Origin of the sequence: Pseudomonas sp. AF03-9, assembly GCF_020515815.1 — a bacterium.
GTDB lineage: Bacteria > Pseudomonadota > Gammaproteobacteria > Pseudomonadales > Pseudomonadaceae > Aquipseudomonas.
Genome location: NZ_JAHPJF010000001.1, coordinates 75,673 through 92,791, shown reverse-complemented (window position 1 = coordinate 92,791; position 17,119 = coordinate 75,673). Strand labels below are relative to the sequence as shown.

Genomic DNA, 17,119 nt, shown 5'->3' with positions numbered 1-17,119 from the left:
TCTGTCGGGTGGTGCTATTAAAACGATGGCGCTTGTTTACGCCGTTTCCATTGGCTCAAACGCTCTTGCAGGGCGTGGGGCGTGTCGATGAACTGCTGGCGCGCACGGCTGAACAAGATGAGCATCAACTCGGCCGTGGCCAGGGCGTCGGCGCTGGCGTGGTGGCGTTCGCCGACCTGCAAATTGAAGTGGTTGATCCAGTCATCCAGCCCGGCCTCGCGGATATGCGCTTCGGGGCACAGCAGCGGGGCGATGTCGGCCACGTCGAGGAACGGGTGGGTCAGGCGGTAACCCAGGCTGTCCTTGAGCGCCCGGCACAGCATGTGTTGATCGAATGGCGCGTGGAACGCGAGCAACGGGCTGTCGCCGACAAACGCCATGAAATCCAGCAGCGCTTCGACCGGATCACTGCCAGCGGCAATTGCACTGGGGCCGAGGCCGTGGATCAACACGCTGGGGCTGAGTTTGGTCTCGGCCCGTTGCAGGGTGCGTTCAAACATCTGCGAGAAATCCACCGCACCGTCTTCGATCACCACCGCCCCGATGGATAGCACCTGATCACGGTTGAGGTTCAGGCCGCTGGTTTCCAGGTCTACGACCACCCAGCGTTGCGTGCGCAACGTGTTATTGCCCAGCGTCGCGGGCTCTGGCAGTTGCGCCAGGCGTTGTAGTTGCGCGCTGTCGAGGCCAGGCTTTTTCGCACGCAGCCAACTGAACAAACTCACAGCTGATACCGCAATGTCAGGCTGCTTTGCAGGCGTTGGGCCTGGCGCAGGGATTCGCGCAGGATGCGTCGGTCCAGGTGGTTGAGGCTGTCGGGGTCGACGCGGTTGGAATATGCCTGGTTTTCCCGCGTCTGCAACTGGTGCTGCTGCATGCGGGTCTGCTGGATGAAGTGGTATGCCTCCTCATAGGCGGCGCCGTCCAGCGGCTCGATGACTTCCTTGGCCACCAGTTGGCGCAGGCGCTCCAGGGTGTTGTTGGCGTGGATGCCATTGGCCAGGGCCAGCAGGCGCGCACCGTCGACGAAAGGCGTGAGGCCCTGCACCTTGAGATCCAGCATGGCCTTTTCGCCACCTTTGCGTGTGAGCACAAAGTCGCGGAAGCGTCCTACGGGCGGACGCTGGCGCAAGGCGTTCTCGGCCAGCATGCGTTGGAACAGCCGGTTATCCCCAACCTGATCGAGAATGCCCTGGCGCAGTTGTTCACAGCCGCGTTCATCGCCCCACACCACGCGCAGGTCGAAGTAAATACTGGAGCCGAGCAGATTCTCCGGGGTCGCCTCGCGGATAAACGCCGCGAAACGCCGCGCCCATTCGGCCCGCGACAGGCACAGCTCGGGGTTGCCGGCCATGATATTGCCCTTGCACAGGCTGAAGCCGCACAGCGCCAGGCTCTGGTTGATCTGCTGCGCCAACGGCAACAGCTGGGCGCGGATCTGCGCGGCTTCGGCGGCGTCCTTGGCCTCGAACAGGATGCCGTTGTCCTGGTCGGTATACAGCGTCTGTTCGCGGCGGCCTTCGCTGCCAAAACACAGCCAACTGAAGGGCACGCCGGGGTCGCCTCTTTCGGCCAGGGTCAGTTCGATCACCCGGCACACGGTGTGATCGTTGAGCAGGGTAATGATGTGGGTGATCTGGGTGGACGACGCGCCATGGGCCAGCATGCGCTCGACCAACTGGCCGATCTCGCCGCGAATCGCCACCAGGTTGTCGACCCGGGGCGCGTTGCGGATGGTGCGGGCCAGGTGCACCAGGTCTACCCGTTGCAGGGAAAACAGGTCGCGCTCGGATACCACGCCACACAGGCGTTGCTCCTTGACCAGGCAGACGTGGGCGATATGTCGCTCGGTCATGGCGATGGCGGCGTCGAATGCACTGTGGTCTGGCGTCAGATAGAACGGCGCCTGGGTCATATGGCGTTCGATGGCCTGGTTGAAATCACTGGTGCCGTCGGCCACCACCTGACGCAGGTCGCGCAGGGTGAAAATCCCCAGCGGCGCCTTGTGCTCGTCGATGATCACGATGCTGCCGACCTGCTGCTCGTGCATCAGCGTCACCGCTTCGCGCAGCGGCGTGGTGGGGCTGCATGTCACCGGGTGGCGCATGGCCAACTCGCCGAGGCGGGTGTTCAGGGAGTATTGGGTGCCGAGGGTTTCCACGGCTTTTTGCTGGACTTGCTGGTTGACCTGATCCAGCAGACTGCTCACGCCGCGTAGGGCAAAGTCGCGAAACGGGCTGGAAAGCGCGAAGAGTTTGATAAACGCCGGCTTGTTCAGCTGTAGGCAGAAGGTGTCTTCGGCGGCTTTATGCTCGGTGCGGGTAGCCCGTTCACCCAGCAGGGCAGCGAGGGGGAAGCATTCGCCGGTGGTGATTTCGAAGGTGGTTTCGGCTGAATCCGGGCGTTCGCCGACCACGCGGCCTTGCTTGACGATGTAAAAGTGTTCGACGGGCCCACCCGACGGCTTGAGGATGCTCTCGCCGGGGCCGAAGAAGCGCAGTTGGCATTGCTCCACCAGGAACGCCAGGTGGGCGTTTTCCATCTGGTTGAACGGCGGGAAGCGCTGCAGGAACTGCAAGGTGCCGTGGATATTCTGTAGTACGGCAGTTTTCCCCGCCTGGGCGAAGGCATCAGCTTTACTCATGACAGTGACCGCATTTTTTGTCGTTATCGGTCTGCATGGTCGACTCCTGCGCTGCGGGTGCCCATTGGACGTAAGTCTAGGTCGATAAAAACGGCATAAACCTAGGGCAAAACCTTAGATGAAGATCGTGCAAAACCCGTAGAACGCCCACTAGGCAAACTTTCCGACGAAGTGCACATTGTTCGTCCGTGCGCCGATGTCTGACGAATGTGCCGGGAGCTGGATGAGAACTGCTGAGAACCGTATGTCCGATCACGATATTTTGAGCGATGCCGAGCGCGAGGCGCTGAGCGCCGTGATGCTGGAGCCTGATTTACCGCCGCAACGGGTGTTGATCGTCGATGACGACAAGGACGCCCGGGAACTGCTCGCGGAAATCCTGGGCCTGGACGGTATTCGCTGCATGACCGCCGACAGCGGCGAGTCAGCGTGGGCACTGTTGCAGTCCAGCAGTTCCATTGGGTTGCTGATTACCGACCTGCGCATGGCGCCGAGCAACGGCTTGGAGCTGATCCGCCAGGTGCGCGAGTCCACCCGGGCGGCGTTGCCGATCATCATCATATCGGGGGACGCCGAAGCGCCGGATGTGATCGATGCGATGCATCTGAGCGTGGTGGACTTTTTGCTCAAGCCGATTGATAGCGTGAAGTTGGCGAAGTTGGTGAAGCGGGAGTTGGGGATGGTTTCCTGATTGTTGTGGTGCCTGTACCGGCCTCTTCGCGAGCAAGCCCGCTCCCACATTTGATCGCGTATATCCCGTAGGCACTCGGTCGAATGTGGGAGCGGGCTTGCTCGCGAAAGCGCCAGTCCGGTCACCCTGGCCCCCCAAGAAAAAGCCCCAGTCTCTCGACCGGGGCTTTTTTCATTTACAGGCCATTCTTAGCCTTGAACTCCCGACGCCGACGATGCAACACCGGCTCGGTATAGCCATTGGGCTGTTTGGTGCCTTCAATCACCAACTCCACCGCTGCCTGGAACGCGATGTTGCTGTCGAAATCCGGTGCCAGTGGGCGGTACAACTTATCCCCGGCATTCTGACGGTCTACCACCGGCGCCATGCGCTTGAGGCTTTCCAGCACCTGGGCTTCGTTGACGATGCCGTGGCGCAGCCAGTTGGCGATGTGCTGGCTGGAAATGCGCAGGGTGGCGCGGTCTTCCATCAGGCCCACATCGTTGATGTCCGGCACTTTCGAGCAACCGACGCCCTGGTCGATCCAGCGCACCACGTAACCGAGGATGCCCTGGGCGTTGTTGTCCAGCTCATTACGGATTTCTTCGTCGGACCAATCGGTATTGGTCGCCAGAGGAATGCTCAGGATGTCGTCCACCGACGCGCGTTCGCGCTTGGCCAGTTCGGTCTGGCGGGCGAATACGTCGACCTTGTGGTAGTGCAACGCGTGCAGCGCAGCCGCAGTCGGCGACGGCACCCAAGCGGTGTTGGCGCCGGCCAGTGGGTGGGCGATTTTCTGTTCGAGCATCAAAGCCATCAGGTCGGGCATCGCCCACATGCCTTTGCCGATTTGCGCACGGCCTTGCAGGCCGGTGCTCAAGCCGATGTCGACGTTCCAGTTTTCGTACGCGCCAATCCATTTTTCCGCCTTCATCGCCGCCTTGCGCACCATCGCGCCGGCTTCCATGGAGGTGTGGATTTCGTCGCCGGTACGGTCGAGGAAGCCGGTGTTGATAAACACCACGCGCTCGCTGGCCGCCTTGATGCAGGCCTTGAGGTTGACCGTGGTACGGCGCTCCTCGTCCATGATCCCGACTTTGAGGGTGTTGCGCGGCAGGTTCAGCACCTCTTCGATGCGACCGAACAGCTCGTTGGTGAACGCGGCTTCTTCCGGGCCGTGCATCTTCGGTTTGACGATGTACACGGAGCCGGTGCGGCTGTTTTTGCGAGTGCTGGTGCCGTTGAGGCTATGGATCGCGGCCAGGCTGGTGATCAGCCCGTCGAGGATGCCTTCCGGTACTTCGTTGCCGTCTTTGTCGAGGATCGCGTCGATGGTCATCAGGTGACCCACGTTGCGCACAAACAACAGCGAACGGCCGTGCAGGGTTACGTCCTGGCCATTCACGCCGGTGTAGACGCGGTCGGCATTCATGGTGCGGGTGAAGGTCTTGCCGCCCTTGGCCACTTCTTCGGCCAGGTCGCCCTTCATCAGGCCGAGCCAGTTGCGATAGATCACGACTTTGTCATCGGCATCGACGGCGGCGACGGAGTCTTCGCAGTCCATGATGGTGGTCAGCGCGGCTTCCATCAGCACGTCTTTGACACCGGCGGCATCGGTCTGGCCGACCGGGGTGCTGGCGTCGATCTGGATTTCGAAGTGCAGGCCGTTGTGTTTCAACAGTACGGCAGTCGGTTGTGCCGCGTCGCCGTGGAAACCGATCAGTTGCGCATCGTCGCGCAGGCCGCTGTTGCTGCCGCCCTTGAGACCGACGATCAGCTTGCCATCCACGATTTTGTAAGCGGTGGAGTCGACGTGGCTGCCGGCGCTGAGCGGTGCGGCTTCGTCGAGGAAGGCGCGGGCGAAGGCAATCACCTTGTCGCCGCGCACTTTGTTGTAGCCCTGGCCCTTTTCGGCGCCGTCGGCTTCGCTGATGGCGTCGGTGCCATACAGCGCGTCATACAGCGAGCCCCAACGCGCATTCGATGCGTTGAGGGCAAAACGCGCGTTCATCACCGGCACCACCAGCTGCGGGCCGGCCATGCGGGCGATCTCGTCGTCGACGTTTTGGGTCGTGGCCTGGAAATCTGCGGCTTCTGGCAGCAGGTATCCGATGTCTTGCAGGAAGGCCTTGTAGGCCACCGGGTCATGAGCCTGGCCCGCGTGGGTCTGGTGCCAGGTGTCGATCCGCGCCTGGAAATCGTCGCGTTTGGCGAGTAGGGCTTTGTTCTTCGGTGCCAGGTCATGGATGACCTTGTCGGCACCGGCCCAGAACTGCTCGGCAGTAATGCCGGTGCCGGGAATGGCTTCGTTGTTCACGAAGTCGAACAGGACTTTGGCGACCTGCAGGCCACCGACTTGAACGTGTTCAGTCATTGCTTGCCTCACTCTGCACAGCTTAAGCGCTTTTTAGATTTTCATTATGTAGTGCCAGGTTGCGCATACTACATGATGACTTGCGGTTGTGAAAATTAGACTAAATACGTCGTTTAGCGACCCACTTTGGTCGTACGGTCACAGCGGAGAACCGGATGTTCTCAAAAAACTATTGGATTGTTCCAGATAAATATAAAAATGGTACACGATTTGTTATCAAGGGCTTCCGGGTCCACCTTGTAGATTGAATTCCAGAGGGCATCGCCATGGACCATCTTGTACTCACAATCATCGCCGCCGACAAACCCGGCCTGGTGGAACGCATTGCACAGAACATCGCCGCCCACGGCGGCAACTGGCTGGAAAGCCGCATGGCGCACATGGCCGGGCAGTTTGCCGGGATCCTGCGGGTCAGCGTTCCTGCAGAAAACCGTCAGGCCCTGGTAGGCGCGCTGGAGGACTTATCCACACATGGCATCCGTGTGCAGGTGGGTGAGGGCAGCAGTGGGCAGGCGTCGGCGTCCAAATCCATCCTGATGACGCTGGTGGGCAATGACCGCTCGGGCATCGTGCGGGAGATCACGGCGTTGTTGAGCAAACAGGGGGTGAACCTGGAGAGCCTGAGCACCGATGTGCGGCCGGCTCCGATGAGCGGTGATCCGCTGTTTACCGCCGAGGCGCTGTTGCGGGTGCCGGCAGCGTTATCCCTGGACACCTTGCAGCTCTCCCTGGAAACCCTGGCCGATGACTTGATGGTGGAGCTGCACCACGAGGAATAATCTGCCCACAGGGTTATGCATGGAAATCTTGCATGGGCCTGTGGATAACCTGTAGAGACCCGGCGCCAGGCCACGCCGGCCGGGCTTCTGCGCTGCTTGAGCAAAAAACGAGCAATTTCAAAAGCTTGTGCACAAATGGCGGGGATCAGGTTGTGGATAACCTTGGGGTGGATGTCTGCAAGCCACGCCCGCTGTGGCTTGCAGAGTTTTGTACGTTATTTGATCAGCGTTTGCGCACGCTCAGCCAGGCATCCACGCTGTAAACCACCAGGCCAGCCCAGATAAACGCGAAGGCAATCAGCGTGCTCGGTGCCAGGTGTTCACCGAACAACAGCACCGCTTCCAGCAGCACCAGGGTCGGCGCGACGTACTGCAAAAAGCCCAGGGCTGTGTAGGGCAGGTGCCGTGCGGCGGCGTTGAAACACACCAGCGGGATCAGCGTTACCGGGCCAGCGGCCACCAGCCACCAGGCTTCGGACGTGCTCCAGAACGCCAGTTGTGCACTGTGGGCGGTGGGGTTGAACAACAACCACGCCACGGCAATCGGCACCAGCATCCAGGTTTCCACCACCAGCCCCGGCAGTGCCTTGACCGGCGCCTGTTTGCGGATTAAACCGTAGAACCCGAAGGTCAGCGCCAACACCAGCGACACCCACGGCAAACTGCCCACCTGCCACACCTGCTGTGCCACACCCACTGCCGCCAGCCCGACCGCCGCCCACTGCAAGCGCCGCAGGCGTTCGCCGAGGATCAGCATGCCCAGCAACACATTCACCAGCGGGTTGATGTAGTAACCGAGGCTCGCTTCCAGCATGCGCCCGCTGTTCACCGACCACACATAGGTCAGCCAGTTGCCCGCAATCAACGAACCGCTGAGGGCCAGGATCGCCAGGCGCTTGGGGTTGTCACGCAGTTCACGGAACCAGCCGGGGTGTTTCCACACCATCAGCAGCAAACCGCCGAACAGCGCCGACCACAACACGCGATGCACGATGATTTCGGCGGCCGGGACGCTGGCGATGGCTTTGAAGTAGAGCGGGAACAGACCCCAGATGACATAGGCGCTCAGGCCCAGGATGTACCCCTTGCGGGGGTTGGCGGCGTGCATTGCAGAATCCTTGCTTAGGCAGCTAACAAAGGCGCGATTGTAAGTACATTTGCCAGGCAATGGGCGGTGCTTTTCTGTGGGCCCCGACAAGCCAGCTCCCACAAGGAGAGGGGTTGGGTCAGAAGAGTTTCAGGGGTTCTTCGTTCAACGCCGACAGTTGCTCGCGCAATGCCAACACCTGGTCCCCCCAATACCGCTCAGTGCCAAACCACGGGAAGCTGTGGGGAAACGCCGGGTCATCCCAGCGCCGCGCCAGCCAGGCGCTGTAATGCATCAGGCGCAAGGCGCGCAGCGGTTCGATCAGCGCCAGTTCGCGCGGGTCGAAGTCGTGGAATTCCTGGTAGCCGTCCATCAATTCCGACAACTGTCCCAGGCATTCCTGACGATCACCGGCAAGCATCATCCACAGGTCCTGCACTGCCGGGCCCATGCGGCAGTCATCCAGGTCGACGATGTGGAACATCTCGTCACGGCACATCATGTTGCCGGGGTGGCAATCGCCGTGCATACGGATGTTTTTGTGCGGCGTGGCCTTGTACACCTCTTCCACGCGCTTGAGCAGGTCGCGGGCCACGGACTCGTAGGCCGGTAGCAGGCTCTTGGGGATGAAGTTGCCTTCGAGCAGGGTGTTGAGGGAGTCGTGGCCGAAGTTCTTCACACCCAAGGCTTCACGGTGTTCGAAGGGGCGGGTGGAACCCACCGCATGCAAACGGCCCAGCAGTTGCCCGAGGCGATAGAGTTGGTCGAGATTGCCCGGCTCCGGCGCACGGCCGCCACGGCGTGGGAACAGGGTGAAGCGGAAGCCGGCGTGTTCGAACAGGCTTTCGCCGTTGTGGATCAGCGGCGCGACCACCGGCACTTCGCATTCGGCCAATTCGAAGGTGAAGCGGTGCTCTTCGAGGATCGCCTCGTTGGTCCAGCGCTGTGGGCGATAGAACTTGGCGATCAGCGGTTCGGAGTCTTCGATGCCCACCTGGTAAACGCGGTTTTCGTAGCTGTTGAGCGCCAATACGCGCGCGTCGCTGAGGAAACCGATGCTTTCGACGGCGTCGAGGACCAGGTCAGGGGTGAGTGTTTCAAACGGATGGGCCATGCGAACTCCTGCGCGCAGCAGGGCGCCGCGTCCGGCCGGGTATGGTAACAGTGATAGGTGGTGACTGTGCGGACGCCTTCGCGGGCAAGCCCGCTCCCACATTCGACCGCATTCTCATGTTGGAACTCGGTCAACTGTGGGAGCGGGCTTGCTCGCGAAGAGGGTTTATCAGGCGCCGACGATGCCACCATCATCCCGCCGAATCGCCATCACCGACGAGCGTGGTTTACCGTTCGGCAAATGCTCCGGCCAGGTCGAGCCCCCGGTTTCCCCCGGATGTTGAATCCCCACAAACAGTGTCTTCTGATCCGGTGAGAAGCTGATGCCTGTCACCTCACACGCCACCGGTCCGACCATGAAACGGCGGATTTCCCCGGTAGTCGGGTCGGCACACAGCATCTGGTTATTGCCCATGCCGGCGAAGTCGCCTGCGTTGCTGTAGTCCCCATCCGTAAGAATCCACAGGCGCCCAGCCTTGTCGAAACCCAAGCCATCAGGACTGTTGAACATGTTCTGCGGGTTGATATTGGACGAGCCGCCCTTAGGTGTGCCGGCGTGTACACCCGGGTTGCCGGCCACCACAAACAAGTCCCAGCTGAACGTCGCGGCGCCGTGGTTATCGGCGTCGGCCTTCCAGCGCAGGATCTGGCCGTAGACGTTTTTCTCGCGCGGGTTGGGCCCGCCCACCGGCTGGCCGTCTTCGCCGCGCTTGGCGTTGTTGGTCAGGGTGCAATACACCTGGCCATCGGTGGGGCTGACCACGATCCATTCCGGGCGGTCCATGCGTGTGGCTTTCACCACGCTGGCGGCGAGGCGTGCGTGGATCAGCACCTCGGCCTGGCTGGTGAAACCTGTGCTGGCGTCGATGCCGTTCTTGCCGAAAGTCAGCTCGACCCATTGGCCTTTGCCCTTGGGATGGTCGGCGTTGCCGTCGCCGGCGTCGAAAATCGCCACGTACAAGGTGCCGTGGTCGAGCAGGTCTTTGTTGGCCTTGGGGTTCTTGTGGTTGATCTTGTCGCGGCTGACGAATTTGTAGATGAACTCGCCACGCTCGTCGTCGCCCATGTACACCACGGCGCGGCCGTCGCGGGTTTCGGCCAGCGCGGCGTTTTCGTGCTTGAAGCGGCCAAGGGCAGTGCGCTTGACCGGGGTGGACTTGGGATCGAACGGGTCGATTTCCACTACCCAGCCGTGGCGATTGAGTTCGTTGGGGTTCTTGGCGAGGTCAAAGCGCGGGTCGTGCTGGTGCCAGTTGATGTCTTTGCTGGCGGCCACGGCGCCATAGCGCTTTTGCCCGGCATCGAAGGTTTGTTGTGGGTTGGTGCTGCCGAAGCAGTCGGTGAAGTTCTCTTCACAGGTCAGATAAGTACCCCATGGCGTTTTGCCGTTGGCGCAGTTCTGGAACGTGCCAAGGGCCTTTGTGCCGCTCTTGTCGGCGCCGGTTTTCAGCCAGGCGTGGCCGGCGGCGGGGCCGCTCAGGCGGATCGGCGAGTTGCCGTGGATGCGCCGGTTGTAGCGCGAGTCCTGCACGAACTGCCAGGTATCGCCCTGGCGCCGCACTTCGATCACCGACACGCCCTCGCTGGCCTGGGCCTTGCGCACGTCCTCGGCCGATTGCGGCGCACCGCCGTGGGCGAAGAGGTAGCGGTAGTTGGTGTATTCGTTGTTGATCGCCATGAGCGCACGGTTGTCGTCGCCGGGGAAGGCGAACAGGCTCATGCCGTCGTTGTGGTCGCCGAACTGCTGCTCCTGGGCCAGGGCCGTGCCGTTGCCGGACGGGTCGAACGCCGGTGCGCTCTTGCTCAGCGGCTGGCCCCAACTGATCAGCACCGAGGCGCTATAGCCCGGCGGCAAGGTAATGGCGTCGCTGGTGGCGGCGGCGATGCTGGTGAAACCCAGCAACGGGCTGGCGCTTGCGGCGTTGACGGCCATCGCGCTGCGGCTCAACAGGTTGCCACCGAGGAACATCGCGGCACCGCACAGGGCACCGGCGCCGATAAAGCGGCGGCGGGTGAGGCCGACCATCTGTTCGAGGTCGGTGGCTTGGTTTTCTTCTAATAGGCTCATCGTCAGGCTCCCTGCGGTTTTTGCAGACACCTTAAGGAGCGCGCGTGACGAAATTGTTGCAGTTTGAGGATGGCCGTCGCCTATACCGGTGTGCCCAGCAGCACATTGCTCGGGGCGAATTGCACACGGATCGTCTGGCCTTCGGCGGCGCCCAGGGCCATGAGCTTGCCGGGCGGCGCCAGGGCGCATAAAACCTGGCCGTTGGGCAGGGTGATACGCACTTCGCTGGGGCCGTCTTCAGCGTCGAGAATCGCCTCGATCCTGCCGCTCATGCAATTGTGTCCAGGTGTTGCAGAGGACCCGGGGGCCAGCAATTCCAGCCAGCCGGCCTTGATCAGCGCGACCACTTCCACGCCGCTCTCCAGTTCCAGCCGTTGCGTGCTGTCGTGGGTGATCTGCGCTTGCAGCGTCAGGCCACCAGCGAGTTGCAGGCGGATCAGGTCGTTGCGGCCATGGCTCTCAATCGCCATGACCTGGCCGTGCAACTGGTTGCGCGCGCTGGTGCGTAGCATCAAGCGGCCAAGCAGGTTGAAGTCACTGGCGGCTTCATCCGAACCGAGCAGTTCGGCTTGCAGCACTTGCAGGCGCTGGTAGAGGCGCAGGACCCGCTCGCCCTCTGCCGTCAGCCTGGCCCCGCCGCCGCCCTTGCCGCCGACGCTGCGCTCCACCAGCGGTTTTTGCGCGAGGTTGTTCAGTTCGTCGATGGCGTCCCAGGCGGCTTTGTAGCTCAAACCGGCGCTTTTCGCTGCGCGGGTAATCGAACCCTGTTCGGCGATATGTCCCAGCAAGGCAATGCGCTGGGGGCGGCGGATGATGTGTTGGCTGAGGGAGGCTGGCAGAGACATGGCGATACGCTTGGATGAGATAAACAGAACGTTGCGGGCAAGGCGCGCTTGCGTCAAGTCAGGCCCCGGTTTGGGCGTGCGGGCCAGGCAATACACATCGACTTGCCGCGCACCGGCGTTGATCAACAGGCGCGCAAGGCTGTGGGCGGTGGCGCCGGTGGTGAGTACGTCGTCGACCAGGGCGAAGTGGCGACCCGTCACCTCGGCATTGGCGGCCACGGCGAAGGCCTTGAGCAAGTTGCGTTTGCGCTGTTTGGCGTCAAGGGCTTGCTGCGCGACGGTTTCCTGGGGCCGCAGCAGCACATGTTCATCCAGTGCGATGTCGAGGTCGTGGCTCAGCCACCGCGCCAGCATCAGTGCCTGGTTAAAGCCGCGTTCACGCTGGCGTTTGCGCGCCATGGGCACCGGCAGCAGGCAGTCGGGGCGCGGGAGTTCGGCGTTGTCGAAGCGGTGTTGCAGGTGCTGGGCGAGCAAGCGCGCGAGCAGGTGGCCGAGCGGCCAGCGTGCCTGGTGCTTGAAGCGGCTGATCAGGCTGTCGACCGGAAAGCTGAAGGTCCAGGGCGCGATCACATGTTTAAACGCCGGTGGCTGTTTGAAACATTGTGCGCAAACCAGGCCGTCCATCGGCAGGGGCACGGCGCAAATCTCGCACTGCTCCAACAGCCAGGGCAGCTCGGTTTCGCAGACGTTGCACACACAATGGGCGGATTCCGTCGCTTCATCGCAGATCAAACAGGTGTGTTCGTTTTTTAACCAGATGTAAACCTGGTGTTTGTAGTCAGGTTGACAGTGCATGAATCTTCCTTAAATATGCCGAGCATCCGTGTCGTGTCTGTGGGTATTGCCCTTCCCACAGCGCTTGCCCAAGCATAATCAAGGAATCGCCCATGAGCGCCAGCACCACCGCCACCTTGCGTCACGATTGGTCCCTCGCCGAAGTCAAAGCGCTGTTCGTGCAGCCGTTCAATGACCTGTTGTTCCAGGCGCAGACCGTGCATCGCGCGCATTTCGACGCGAACCGTGTGCAGGTGTCGACCTTGCTGTCGATCAAGACCGGTGCTTGCCCGGAAGATTGCAAATATTGTCCGCAGTCGGGCCACTACAACACCGGCCTGGAAAAAGAAAAGCTGATGGAAGTGCAGAAGGTCCTCGAAGAGGCCGCCCGCGCCAAGGCCATCGGTTCGACCCGCTTCTGCATGGGCGCCGCGTGGAAGCACCCGTCGGCCAAAGACATGCCCTACGTGCTGCAGATGGTCAAAGGCGTGAAGGCCATGGGCCTGGAAACCTGCATGACCCTCGGCCGCCTCGACCAGGACCAGACCGCAGCCCTGGCCCAGGCCGGTCTCGATTACTACAACCACAACCTGGATACGTCGCCGGAGTTCTACGGTTCGATCATCACCACCCGCACCTACAGCGAGCGCCTGCAAACCCTGGCCTATGTGCGTGAGTCGGGGATGAAGATCTGCTCTGGCGGCATCCTTGGCATGGGCGAGTCGCTGGATGACCGCGCCAACCTGCTGATCCAGCTGGCCAACCTGCCGGAGCATCCGGAGTCGGTGCCGATCAACATGCTGGTGAAGGTGGCCGGTACGCCGCTGGAGAATGCCGAGGACATCGACCCATTCGACTTCATCCGCATGCTGGCCGTGGCGCGCATCCTGATGCCGCAGTCCCACGTGCGCCTGTCGGCCGGCCGCGAAGCGATGAACGAGCAGATGCAGGCCCTGGCGTTTTTTGCCGGCGCCAACTCGATCTTCTACGGCGACAAATTGCTGACCACTGCCAACCCGCAGGCGGACAAGGACATGCAACTGTTCGCGCGCCTGGGGATCTTGCCCGAAGCCCGCGAAGAGCACGCCGATGAAGTGCATCAGGCGGCGATCGAACAGGCACTGGTTGAGCAAAAAAGCAGCGAGCAGTTCTACAACGCGGTGGTTTGACGCCCATCTCTCTATTGGAATGCAATCCATTGTGGAAGCTGGCTTGCCTGCGATAGCGGCCGTTCAGACACATTGATGCTGAATGTGCCGCCGTCATCGCAGGCAAGCCAGCTCCCACATTGAGACCGTGTTCAGTCTGTTTAATCGAGGCCTGCATGTCTTTCGATCTCTCCGCGCGCCTCGCTGCCCGCCGTGCCGAGCACCTTTATCGCCAACGCCCGCTGCTGGAAAGCCCCCAGGGCCCGCAAGTGGTGGTCGACGGCCAACCGCTGCTGGCGTTCTGTAACAACGATTACCTGGGCCTGGCCAATCACCCGCAAGTGATTGAAGCCTGGCGCGCCGGTGCGTCCCGTTGGGGTGTCGGCGGTGGCGCGTCGCACCTGGTGGTCGGGCATGCCACGCCGCACCACGAGCTGGAAGAAGCCCTGGCCGACCTCACCGGGCGCCCGCGCGCATTGCTGTTTACCACCGGCTACATGGCCAACCTCGGCGCAGTCACGGCGTTGGTGGGGCAGGGCGATACGGTGCTGGAAGACCGGCTCAACCACGCCTCGCTGCTGGATGCCGGCTTGCTGTCCGGTGCGCGTTTCAATCGCTACCTGCATAACGACGCCGAAAGCCTGGCCAAGCGTCTGGAAAAGGCCACTGGCAACACGCTGGTGGTCACCGACGGCGTGTTCAGCATGGACGGCGACCTGGCCGACTTGCCCGCGCTGGCCCGTGAAGCCCGCGCAAAAGGCGCCTGGCTGATGGTGGATGATGCCCACGGTTTTGGCCCGTTGGGCGCCAATGGTGGTGGGATCGTCGAGCATTTCGGCTTGAGCCAGGAGGACGTGCCGGTACTGGTCGGCACCCTCGGTAAAGCCTTCGGTACGGCGGGCGCCTTTGTGGCGGGCAGCGAAGAGCTGATCGAAAGCCTGATCCAGTTTGCGCGCCCGTATATCTACACCACCAGCCAGCCCCCGGCGCTGGCCTGTGCGACCTTGAAAAGCCTGGAGTTGCTGCGCACCGAGCATTGGCGGCGCGAGCACCTCGATGGCCTGATCCGCCAGTTCCGCCGGGGCGCCGAGCAGCTTGGCCTGGATTTGATGGCGAGTTTTACGCCGATCCAGCCGATCCTGGTCGGTAGCAGCGCCAAGGCCGTGCGCCTGTCGCAGATGCTGCGCGAGCGTGGCCTGATGGTCACGGCGATCCGCCCGCCCACCGTACCCGCTGGCAGCGCACGTTTGCGCGTGACGTTAACGGCGGCCCACACCGAGGCGCAGGTGAAGCTATTGTTGAGCGGGTTGGAAGAGTGTTTCCGCTTGTTAGGCGCCACGGAGCCCGACCATGCGTGATCGACTGATTTTGTTGCCTGGCTGGGGCCTCGGCGTATCGCCGCTGGAGCCGTTGGCCGCCGCCTTGCACGGTCTGGACGAACACCTGCGGGTGCAGATCGAACCGTTGCCGACGCTGGACGCCAGCGACCTGGACGAATGGCTCGATGAACTCGACGCGACGCTGCCGGACGACGCCTGGCTGGGCGGCTGGTCCCTCGGCGGCATGCTTGCTGCGGAACTGGCGGCACGACGTGGCGAACGCTGCTGCGGCTTGCTGACCCTGGCGAGCAACCCCTGTTTTGTCGCCCATGACGGTTGGCCGAGTGCGATGCCTGCCGAGACCTTTGACGCCTTCCTCGCCGGTTGTCATGCCGATTCCCAAGTCACCCTGAAACGCTTCGGCCTGTTGTGTGCCAAGGGCGCCGCCGACCCGCGTGGGCTGGCGCGTTTGCTGGTGGGCGGGGCGCCGAACACTCCGCCCCGGGCGTTGATGAGCGGCCTTGAATTGCTTGCCCGACTCGACACCCGCGACGCCTTGCTGGCCTATCGGGGCCCGCAGATGCACCTGTTTGCCGGGGGCGACGAACTGGTGCCCGCCGAAGCCGCGAGCGACCTGCTGAGCTTGCTGCCCGATGTTGAAATCGGCCTGATTGAACAGGCTGGTCACGCTTTTCTTCTGGAGGACCCCCACGGTGTAGCGGGGGCCATCCAGGCTTTTTTGCATGAGTGCGCTGATGACTGATTTATCCCACGCCCCGTTGCCGGGTGCCCTGCCGGACAAGCGCCAGGTGGCGGCGTCGTTTTCCCGTGCGGCGGCCAGCTATGACAGCGTTGCCGAGTTGCAGCGGGCTGTCGGCGCTGAATTGCTGGCACGTGTGCCGGCCGGTATTGCACCGCAACGCTGGTTGGATATGGGGTGCGGCACCGGGTATTTCAGCCGTGTGCTGGGCGCGCGCCTGCCCGCCAGCCAGGGCATTGCGTTGGACATCGCCGAAGGCATGCTCAACCACGCGCGGCCCCTGGGTGGCGCACAGCACTTCATCGCAGGTGATGCCGAGCGCTTGCCGCTTAAAGCTGAAAGCGTGGGGCTGCTCTTCACCTCCCTCGCGGTGCAATGGTGTGCGAATTTCGGCGCGGTGCTCAGCGAGGCTTATCGCGTGCTGCAACCCGGTGGCGTGTTGGCGTTCGCCAGCCTGTGCGTGGGCACCCTGGATGAGCTGCGCGAAAGCTGGCGGGCGGCGGACGGTATGGTTCACGTCAACCGTTTCCGCACCTTCGAGATGTATCAGCAATTGTGCGCGGCCAGCGGCCTGCGGGTGGTGAGCCTGGAGCGCCAGCCCCATGTGCTGCACTACCCGGATGTGCGTAGCCTGACCCATGAGTTGAAGGCGTTGGGCGCCCATAACCTCAACCCCGGCCGGCCGGGAGGGTTGACGGGGCGCGCGCGGATTGTTGCACTGGTGGACGCTTACGAGCAGTTCCGTCAGGCCCAGGGCCTGCCCGCCACGTATCAAGTGGTGTACGCCGTACTGGAGAAACCGCTATGAGCGCCTATTTTGTCACCGGTACCGATACGGATGTTGGCAAGACCACCATCGCCGCCGGCCTGTTGCACGCCGCCCGGCAAGCCGGAAAAAGTACTGCCGCCGGTAAGCCGGTGGCCTCTGGTTGCCAGGTCACGCCCAAAGGCTTGCGCAACGCCGACGCACTGGCGCTGTTGGCCGAGTGCTCGCTGCCGCTGAGTTATGCCGAGGTCAACCCGCTGGCGTTCGAGCCGGCCATCGCGCCCCATCTGGCGGCGCGCGAAGCGGGGGTTGCGCTCACGGTGCAAGCGTTGCTCAAGCCGATGCAGCAGATCCTGGCGCGGGATGCGGATTTCACCCTGATCGAGGGCGCGGGCGGTTGGCGCGTGCCGCTGGCGGATCAGGCGAACCTGTCGGACCTGGCCATTGCGCTGAAGCTGCCGGTAATCCTGGTGGTGGGCGTGCGCCTGGGGTGCATCAGTCATGCCTTGCTGACTGCCGAGGCCATCGCCCGGGACGGTTTGTCGCTGGCGGGCTGGGTGGCGAATATCATCGATCCCAAGACCTCCCGTCTGGAAGAGAACCTCGCCACCCTGGCCGAGCGATTGCCTGCACCGTGCCTGGGGCGTGTGCCGAAGCTCAAGCACGCCGGGGCTGAAGCGGTGGCCGAGTACTTGCAATTGGATCTGCTTGACTGATTTTGGCTATCACTAAGGCATTGTGCCATTAGTGTTTTTGACGGGTGTTTTGCCGG

The 17,119-nt window shown here is 62.5% G+C and carries 14 protein-coding genes and 1 pseudogene; 7 read left to right on the top strand and 8 right to left on the bottom strand.

The window, feature by feature from the left end; genetic code table 11:
* Nucleotides 1-17: 17 nt before the first annotated feature.
* A complete protein-coding gene (locus tag LIY36_RS00415; RefSeq protein ID WP_226454482.1) occupies nucleotides 18-725 on the bottom strand; it encodes a 3'-5' exonuclease in 708 nt (235 codons plus the stop codon).
* Complete coding sequence (locus LIY36_RS00410) at nucleotides 722-2,644, bottom strand: putative nucleotidyltransferase substrate binding domain-containing protein (protein ID WP_226454481.1); 1,923 nt, start codon at nucleotides 2,642-2,644, stop codon at nucleotides 722-724. The genes LIY36_RS00415 and LIY36_RS00410 overlap by 4 nt, the downstream gene beginning before the upstream one ends.
* 244 nt (nucleotides 2,645-2,888) lie before the next feature.
* On the opposite strand from LIY36_RS00410, the gene LIY36_RS00405 reads away from it, so the two are divergent.
* Nucleotides 2,889-3,335, top strand: coding sequence for a response regulator (locus LIY36_RS00405; RefSeq protein ID WP_226454480.1), 447 nt, complete (start codon nucleotides 2,889-2,891; stop codon nucleotides 3,333-3,335).
* A 175-nt stretch (nucleotides 3,336-3,510) separates the two neighbouring features.
* Here LIY36_RS00405 and LIY36_RS00400 read toward each other — a convergent pair whose 3' ends face one another.
* Nucleotides 3,511-5,688: a malate synthase G gene (locus LIY36_RS00400; RefSeq protein ID WP_226454479.1), complete on the bottom strand. Its 2,178-nt coding sequence runs from the start codon at nucleotides 5,686-5,688 to the stop codon at nucleotides 3,511-3,513.
* Nucleotides 5,689-5,954: 266 nt separating this feature from the next.
* Between LIY36_RS00400 and LIY36_RS00395 the strand changes: the two genes are divergently transcribed.
* Nucleotides 5,955-6,467, top strand: a complete 513-nt coding sequence (locus LIY36_RS00395) for a glycine cleavage system protein R (protein WP_226454478.1) — start codon at nucleotides 5,955-5,957, stop codon at nucleotides 6,465-6,467.
* Between the two features lie 223 nt (nucleotides 6,468-6,690).
* On the opposite strand, the gene rarD is transcribed toward LIY36_RS00395, so the two are convergent.
* The 5 genes and pseudogenes from rarD to LIY36_RS00370 form a co-directional block, all read right to left on the bottom strand.
* Complete coding sequence (rarD, locus tag LIY36_RS00390; RefSeq protein ID WP_226454477.1) at nucleotides 6,691-7,575, bottom strand: EamA family transporter RarD; 885 nt, start codon at nucleotides 7,573-7,575, stop codon at nucleotides 6,691-6,693.
* 118 nt (nucleotides 7,576-7,693) lie between these two features.
* The gene (locus tag LIY36_RS00385; RefSeq protein WP_226454476.1) at nucleotides 7,694-8,668 is read right to left on the bottom strand and encodes a serine/threonine protein kinase; all 975 of its coding nucleotides are present in this window, start codon (nucleotides 8,666-8,668) and stop codon (nucleotides 7,694-7,696) included.
* Nucleotides 8,669-8,836: 168 nt separating this feature from the next.
* Nucleotides 8,837-10,735 (bottom strand): PhoX family protein, encoded by a 1,899-nt coding sequence (locus LIY36_RS00380; RefSeq protein ID WP_226454475.1) that lies wholly within the window; start codon nucleotides 10,733-10,735, stop codon nucleotides 8,837-8,839.
* Nucleotides 10,736-10,815: 80 nt separating this feature from the next.
* A complete protein-coding gene (locus tag LIY36_RS00375) occupies nucleotides 10,816-11,580 on the bottom strand; it encodes a TOBE domain-containing protein (protein ID WP_226454818.1) in 765 nt (254 codons plus the stop codon).
* Between the two features lie 63 nt (nucleotides 11,581-11,643).
* Nucleotides 11,644-12,375 (bottom strand): annotated as a pseudogene (locus LIY36_RS00370) (ComF family protein); the annotation flags it as partial.
* A 92-nt stretch (nucleotides 12,376-12,467) separates the two neighbouring features.
* On the opposite strand from LIY36_RS00370, the gene bioB reads away from it, so the two are divergent.
* The 5 genes from bioB to bioD all read left to right on the top strand — a co-directional run bounded on the left by bioB (nucleotide 12,468) and on the right by bioD (nucleotide 17,063).
* Nucleotides 12,468-13,523 (top strand): biotin synthase BioB, encoded by a 1,056-nt coding sequence (gene bioB / locus LIY36_RS00365; RefSeq protein WP_192299833.1) that lies wholly within the window; start codon nucleotides 12,468-12,470, stop codon nucleotides 13,521-13,523.
* A gap of 155 nt (nucleotides 13,524-13,678) precedes the next feature.
* Nucleotides 13,679-14,860 (top strand): 8-amino-7-oxononanoate synthase, encoded by a 1,182-nt coding sequence (gene bioF, locus LIY36_RS00360; RefSeq protein WP_226454474.1) that lies wholly within the window; start codon nucleotides 13,679-13,681, stop codon nucleotides 14,858-14,860.
* The gene (locus LIY36_RS00355) at nucleotides 14,853-15,584 is read left to right on the top strand and encodes an alpha/beta fold hydrolase (protein WP_226454473.1); all 732 of its coding nucleotides are present in this window, start codon (nucleotides 14,853-14,855) and stop codon (nucleotides 15,582-15,584) included. Before bioF ends, LIY36_RS00355 begins: the two co-directional genes overlap by 8 nt.
* Complete coding sequence (gene bioC / locus LIY36_RS00350) at nucleotides 15,577-16,389, top strand: malonyl-ACP O-methyltransferase BioC (protein ID WP_192299830.1); 813 nt, start codon at nucleotides 15,577-15,579, stop codon at nucleotides 16,387-16,389. The genes LIY36_RS00355 and bioC overlap by 8 nt, the downstream gene beginning before the upstream one ends.
* Nucleotides 16,386-17,063 (top strand): dethiobiotin synthase, encoded by a 678-nt coding sequence (gene bioD, locus LIY36_RS00345; RefSeq protein WP_192299829.1) that lies wholly within the window; start codon nucleotides 16,386-16,388, stop codon nucleotides 17,061-17,063. Before bioC ends, bioD begins: the two co-directional genes overlap by 4 nt.
* Nucleotides 17,064-17,119: the final 56 nt, after the last annotated feature.

Coding starts and splice junctions, on each gene's coding strand:
- LIY36_RS00410 (WP_226454481.1), bottom strand. CDS start 2,644: ATGAGTAAAGCTGATGCCTTCGCCCAGGCGGGGAAAACTGCCGTACTA.
- LIY36_RS00405 (WP_226454480.1), top strand. CDS start 2,889: ATGTCCGATCACGATATTTTGAGCGATGCCGAGCGCGAGGCGCTGAGC.
- LIY36_RS00400 (WP_226454479.1), bottom strand. CDS start 5,688: ATGACTGAACACGTTCAAGTCGGTGGCCTGCAGGTCGCCAAAGTCCTG.
- LIY36_RS00395 (WP_226454478.1), top strand. CDS start 5,955: ATGGACCATCTTGTACTCACAATCATCGCCGCCGACAAACCCGGCCTG.
- rarD (WP_226454477.1), bottom strand. CDS start 7,575: ATGCACGCCGCCAACCCCCGCAAGGGGTACATCCTGGGCCTGAGCGCC.
- LIY36_RS00385 (WP_226454476.1), bottom strand. CDS start 8,668: ATGGCCCATCCGTTTGAAACACTCACCCCTGACCTGGTCCTCGACGCC.
- LIY36_RS00380 (WP_226454475.1), bottom strand. CDS start 10,735: ATGAGCCTATTAGAAGAAAACCAAGCCACCGACCTCGAACAGATGGTC.
- LIY36_RS00375 (WP_226454818.1), bottom strand. CDS start 11,580: ATGTCTCTGCCAGCCTCCCTCAGCCAACACATCATCCGCCGCCCCCAG.
- bioB (WP_192299833.1), top strand. CDS start 12,468: ATGAGCGCCAGCACCACCGCCACCTTGCGTCACGATTGGTCCCTCGCC.
- bioF (WP_226454474.1), top strand. CDS start 13,679: ATGTCTTTCGATCTCTCCGCGCGCCTCGCTGCCCGCCGTGCCGAGCAC.
- LIY36_RS00355 (WP_226454473.1), top strand. CDS start 14,853: ATGCGTGATCGACTGATTTTGTTGCCTGGCTGGGGCCTCGGCGTATCG.
- bioC (WP_192299830.1), top strand. CDS start 15,577: ATGACTGATTTATCCCACGCCCCGTTGCCGGGTGCCCTGCCGGACAAG.
- bioD (WP_192299829.1), top strand. CDS start 16,386: ATGAGCGCCTATTTTGTCACCGGTACCGATACGGATGTTGGCAAGACC.